Consider the following 6,611-nt stretch of genomic DNA (forward strand, 5'->3'; position numbering starts at 1 on the left):
GGGTTATCTATAGCCAAACTAATGACCCAGGAAATGGGTGGCGAACTCACCTATCGCAGTGACGATAATGGTAATTATTTCAGAGTAGAATTTTTCGTTATAAATTAATATTAACAACCAGATGAATAAATTTTTATCACTATTAGCCTTTGTATTTTTATTGAGTACAGCAACAAGGGCACAAAACATAGTAACATTTAAATCGCTTGGCCATGATGATGATGTTATATATGGAATGAGTGGTGCCAATTCATTTTATGTAAAAATAACACCGCTTACAGAAATGAACGGCAGCAAACTGGTGCTGTATTTTGAACCTTCGCAGGCTTTGATCAAAGAGCGTTCATTCATTAATATTGTTATTAATAATAAACCCGCCTTTAGCAACCGGTTAACTAAGGATTCTATCCAAAAAATTGTTCTGCCCCTCAGTCGTGCAGACTTATCGCCCGATAAGTTTTTGAAAATACAGATCAAAACCCTGTTGACTATCAATGATGATGAGTGTAAAGATCTGGATAACCCGGCTCTTTGGTTAAAGATTAAAAACTACTCGTTCCTGGCGTTACAAAAAAACAACAAGAACTTTTTTGATAACGTGAACATTAGCAATTGCTTCGATTCAAAAAAAGCTATTGTATACCCGGCCAACCCTTCCCTGCATGACCTTAAGGCAGTAGCCTGGGCTTACTCCAGGTTAAAAAAGACCCAAATACGTAACATACAGGTATTTGAAGAAGGTAAATTGCCCGATAGCATCCGCAACTATATACAAGTGGGCAACATCAACAGCCTGCCTGCAGATAAACGCGCGTTAGTAAAAGTAACCCCTCAAAATGATCAGGGCTTATTTTACCTGCACAAATCAGTAAGCCTGGCTACCGATACCATTACCCGCATGGTTGCAGCGCCAAATGGTATTTTGACACCGGTTAAAACGGTAAGCCAGGAAACCGTAGCAAAAGAAATATTATTTGTTACCGGTGGTGATGATGCCGGTTACGATAAAGCTATTACCGCTTTGGGTAATATGAATATCCTGAACTCAACTTACGGCGACTACCTGCTGATCGAGAAAGCGCAAAACACTTTCTTCAAAAGCATCGACGAAAACCGCTCAAAACTATCCTTAAAACAAATAGGTGGCGTAAGCGATTTCTTATCAGGCATAGGTTCATTAAAAAGTGCTTACTCTTTTAAAAACAGCGATTTTAGCTTCACTCCTAAGGAAGTTGAAATTCATTTTGTGGCCAATTACAGCGGCCTAAGCCCCGGCGACCGCGGTTTCTTTAACATTTATCTGAATGGCTTGCTTATCAGCAGCGAAAAGTTGGATGCATCAGGAAAGTTAAATACATCCATAACCATTAACCGTTATCAGCACCATAAATACAATACGCTGGAGGCTGAGTTCAGGTTTTTCCCAACCACCGGCCATTGCCGCGACAGCTTCATCAACTTTTTTGCCGAAGTTGATGTGGATAAATCATACCTGGAATCAAAAAACCCGTTCATTACCAGCAGCCTGAGCTTTTACCAATACCCGGAAGCCTTTAACACCGGTACTACGCGCATTGCTGTAAGCCGCGATTATGCAAAATATGCCGCCGGCGCCCTTGGCGAAATTATTTACGAACTTAACAACAACATCAACGCTAATAACTTCCCTGAGTTTGTATACTCTGACGAAATTAAGCCCGAAGAACTCAAAAAATATAACATCATAGCGCTGCTGACAAAAGATGATAAATTGTTAGATGAGTTCCCCGACGCGCCTATCAATTTCAGGAAGGATTTCAGGCTATATAACACCGATAATAATACACCGGTTTACTCCCTGTCAGACACGGTATCAAACGGACTGGCCCAGATATTTTATGGCCGCAGCAATAACGCCACACTGGTACTTACCGCCACAGGCAAGCATCTTTCCGAAGCGTTTTTAGCCGCTTCCAAATCAATTACTGAGCAGCTTTCAACCCTGTCAAGCAACGTTTGTATATCTGATGTCAACTCCAACAAATACCTGTTCAATATCAATAAATCAAGCGAAAACCTGGAATATGTGGATACCAAAAGCGGCCTTACCCGTTTCTGGGACAACTATAACCTGTACATCCTGTTAGGTATATTGATATTGATATTGCTGTCGTTCCTGTACGTTCGTTCAAAAGTTCAAAAATCACAAGAATTGTTTAATGATTAATCAGTATTGAGTTCTGAGTAGTAAGTTTTGAGTTATAAGTACGATAAATCGCTACAGAAAAAATTTACTACTCAGAACTCATCACTCAATACTTCATACTAAAAAGACTTTGATAATGACTATTTCTATTCCTGATCTTTTGGTTAACGATGGGTTCATATCGCCAGGCGATCAGGAAAAGATCAGCAATTTTTCAGAAAAATCGGGCATGTCATATGTTAAGATCGCGCTTAACTTTGGCTATATATCCCGCAAAAACTATGAACGTTCATTAATCAACGCGGGCTTTACATTTGCACCAATCAGGGAAGAGGCTTTTGATACCGATGTATTAAAAAAAATTGACCTGAAATTTGCCAATGATCATATAGCACTTCCGCTGCGCATTGAAAATAATAAGGTGGTAACCTTAATGAGCGACCCAAGTGATCTGTTTTTTATCGACTATATCAGATTCACTTACGATAAGGAGCCGGAGATCATTGCTGCCAGCGATCTGGATATTACCTGGCTAAGCCACAAACTGCTTGGCGAAAAATATGTAAAGGCATCTGTTTTTGAACTTTTAAAGCGCGATCCGAAGAGTTCGGCCTCCACCACCTTTACTAATCCGCAGCTGATCGCCATTTTTGTTGTCATCGGTATTGTTGCTATAGGTTTGGTTTTAAGCTTCAAAAATACCTCTATCATTATCAATGTAATTGTAAGTTCGTTTTTCCTGGTAGCTATTATCTTTAAATTATTCCTGGCATTAGTAGGTTCAAGGTTTGAGCTGCACCAGGCGGTTACCAAAGATGATGTGAGAAAAGTAGTTGACGACACCCTCCCGGTTTATACCATACTGCTACCTGTTTATAAAGAAGATAAGCTGATCAAAAAACTGATCTGGAACCTGCAAAGCCTCGACTATCCACGCGAACAGCTGGATATTAAATTATTGATTGAGGAAGATGATGATAAAACCCTGAAAGCAGTGCAAAACCTTGACTTCCCGGGTGTGTTTGAAGTAATCGTAGTACCTTATCATCTGCCCAAAACAAAACCCAAGGCCTGCAATTACGGCTTGTATTTTTCAAGAGGTAAGTATTTAACCATTTATGATGCCGAGGATATTCCGGATAGCGATCAGCTAAAAAAGGTAGTGGCTTTATTTACCAAACTGCCCGAAAAATATATTTGCGTACAAAGTGCCCTCAACTACTTTAACCGTAACGAAAACTTCCTAACCCGGATGTTCACGCTGGAATATTCTTACTGGTTTGATTACATGCTGCCCGGGCTTGATACACTTGATATCCCCATACCGCTCGGCGGCACCAGCAACCACTTTAAAATGGATGCCCTTGTTGGGCTGGGCGCCTGGGATCCGTTTAACGTAACCGAAGATGCCGATCTGGGTGTGCGTGCTTATGCCAAAGGCTATAAAGTGGCCATTATCAATTCCACCACCTATGAGGAAGCCAATAACGAACCTTTTAACTGGATACGCCAGCGTTCACGGTGGATAAAAGGGTATATGCAAACCTACCTGGTACACATGCGCAACCCAGCTGCGTTGGTAAAAAAGATTGGATGGCGGGGGTTTCTTGGTTTTAACTTCTTTATCGGTGCAACATCGGCCACATTTTTAGTATACCCGCTTTTGCTGGCCATATTTATCAGCTACCTGATATTTGATTTTTCAACCATGCGTACACTGTTTCCGGACTGGGTGCTGTTCATGTCGATATTTAACCTGATGGTGGGTAACATCCTCATGATCTACATTAACATGATGGCTGTATTTAAACGTCGTTTTTTTGAATTGATATTATTTGCCATTGCCAATCCGGTTTACTGGTTAATGCACTCGGCGGCAGCTTATATGGGCTTGTACCAGCTTATCGTAAACCCTTTTTACTGGGAAAAAACCAATCACGGATTAAGTAAAGTTAATAACCCAACCAATGTTATTAAATAGATCAGCCTCACCTAAATCCTCCTCAAAGAGTAATATCCCATCAAGAGGCAGTTGCAGCAAATCAGGCTGTTTCTCGACTCACCCCGACATCACTACGCTTGTCGCCCCTCTCTTCAGCTTCGCTGGAAAGAGGGTGGAAAAAATATTTTCTTTGCTCCTTTGGCTTTCGTCCTTAATCAATTTCCCCCACCCTCTTTCCGCCCCAGGCGAAGATAGGGCGGTCCAGCGAAGCGTAGACCGGGTGAGTCAATTATATACCATGCTATCATGGACTATTACCCTCTCCCCTGGAGAGGGCAGGGTGAGGCTAAACGTTAAATAAGATTATTGCTGATGAAGATTTCAAAAAATCAATACCTCTTTATTTTATCCCTGATACTTGGCGCTTATTACCTGGTTATTGGTATTTATTTAAACCGCCTGGGCTATTATAACCACGAGAGTATCTTTTATATTGAAAAAACTAAAATAGTTTTTGAGGGCTTGGGCAACCGTATTAAGGTAATGGGGCTTACATCACCTTTGCTGCCATTTTATACAACTTTCATTTTCAGCGCAATTAACTCATATCTGGCGCCGGTAATAGCATCAGCTATTGGTACGGCTGTATTATTCTACATCATCAGTAGGTCGCTCACTAAACGCAATCATGACGATTTTTATCTGTACATGATGCTGATATTGTTTTTTCTGCACCCGGGCCTTTTGTATGCCGCCTGCTCAGGAAAAGCCATTTACATGGTGCTGATATTCTTTTACCTGTTCTTTTTTAACCTGCTCAAGTTTTACCGGTCAAACACAACCTTCCACGTTTCGCTGGCCAGTATATGTTTGGTGATCCTCATTTTTTGCGATTATAAGTTTGTCTGGCTTACGCTCTTCTTCGTTCCGCTGGTATTAGCTATCACCCTACCAAGCTTAAATCTGGGCGAAAAGGAATCTATTTTCAGGTTGTTTTTAAGTTTTAACAGTCCCTCCCTGCGCCGCAAGCTCATCAATAAAACGTTCGCTATTTATATTATCCTGTTCATTCTACCCATAGCATCGGTGATCAGTTATAAACTCCTGAACCTCACCCATGCCAACGATCTGAATTATTTTATCGAAAGCCCCTACGCTACCTGGAATGTACTGGTTGATAAATTGAATTATGATATAGCCACCACGAGCGCCAACTATCAACTGCCCGAACTTTCAGTTATGGTATCGGTAAGGGTTATCTATTTTTGCCCGATGGTGTTATTGGCTATTTATTTATTTAGGGAAAGTACCTACCAGGCCTTAACAATTTTAACACCTTTTGCCTTTATCGAATTTTTGCACATCAAGTACGATAAGTTATTCCTCAACTACGAGTATTACCTCATTTTCCTAATTCTTGCGTTATTGTGCCTTGTATTTAAGTCGCACACTATAAAAAGGCAGGGCTTATTAAAAATAGTGCTGGCAGTTATTATACTGATCCAGTTATATACCGGCTACATTTTCCTGAACCAATCATTAATAACCGACGAAAAAAGGTTTATTACCACGCTAATAAACCGCACCCCAAATACAGACCAGAGCGAAACCCTGGAAATGGCCGGCGTAATTAATAGCCTCCCTAAAGATGCTCATGTATTAATGGACGACGCCATATCTTACCCTATCGCCGCGTTTACAAACGACATCCATAAACTTACGCTCCCCTACCAGGAAGTGTTTCTGAGCGCCATAGAAACGCCCTACCGTTACGACGACTATATACTCATAGCAACCCCTAAAAATCCGTTTACCGGCTACACACAACTCAATAACCGCTATATCCCGCTGATCAGAATAGTAAACAGCGGAGTAAATTACCGCAGGGTATATGAAACCGATAATTGGATACTTTACCGGATCATCGCGACGCAGTAGAAGAGTTTAAACTTATTAATATTCCGAGGAAACCTTCCGGCAACGGCGGGTTTTCTGTTTTGCGGGATGGGGTGAAAAACATGTCATTGCTAGGAGGAACGATAACGCAATCGCGAACTGTACTTATCATCGACCTGTGTTAAGCACACCAAAATAAATAGCCACCTCTAAATTTATCGCTTGATACTTTGTATCAGAAAAAAGCTACGAAAGCAATATAAATACTTACGAAGTTTAAAAACTTCGTAAGTCTGACAAGCCATTGAGAGATAGAGTGCTACTTCAAAACTTCCCATCCTGAAAATTCTTTAATTCTGAAAATCCTGATTCAGACAGGAAATCACCTCGGCATTAGCTTATTAACCAAACCCAAAGCAATATAAAGTTCACGACTGATCTGGCGGAGGCTGAGAGTTTAGCTCAGTATGAACGGTTTGGGGGGGGGGTAGAGGTGGATACAGAGGTGGTGGTGATGGAAAGTGGAAAAGTGTTTAAACGCAAAAAAGCCTCAGTGCTATACTGAGGCTTTAAGTTTTACATCCTTTC

Annotated in this window: 3 protein-coding genes; all 3 read left to right on the top strand. The window is 41.0% G+C overall.

What is annotated here, in order from left to right; all coding sequences use genetic code 11:
* Positions 1-121: 121 nt before the first annotated feature.
* The 3 genes from AAGC65_RS24050 to AAGC65_RS24060 all read left to right on the top strand — a co-directional run bounded on the left by AAGC65_RS24050 (position 122) and on the right by AAGC65_RS24060 (position 6,065).
* Positions 122-2,206 (top strand): cellulose biosynthesis cyclic di-GMP-binding regulatory protein BcsB, encoded by a 2,085-nt coding sequence (locus AAGC65_RS24050; RefSeq protein WP_343115007.1) that lies wholly within the window; start codon positions 122-124, stop codon positions 2,204-2,206.
* Positions 2,207-2,321: 115 nt separating this feature from the next.
* Positions 2,322-4,166 (top strand): glycosyltransferase family 2 protein, encoded by a 1,845-nt coding sequence (locus tag AAGC65_RS24055; RefSeq protein WP_343115008.1) that lies wholly within the window; start codon positions 2,322-2,324, stop codon positions 4,164-4,166.
* A gap of 333 nt (positions 4,167-4,499) precedes the next feature.
* Positions 4,500-6,065 carry a hypothetical protein gene (locus AAGC65_RS24060; protein ID WP_343115009.1) on the top strand — a complete coding sequence of 522 codons (1,566 nt, stop codon included), beginning with the start codon at positions 4,500-4,502 and terminating at the stop codon, positions 6,063-6,065.
* Positions 6,066-6,611: the final 546 nt, after the last annotated feature.

Source organism: Mucilaginibacter sp. (genome assembly GCF_039207105.1).
Taxonomy (GTDB): domain Bacteria; phylum Bacteroidota; class Bacteroidia; order Sphingobacteriales; family Sphingobacteriaceae; genus Mucilaginibacter.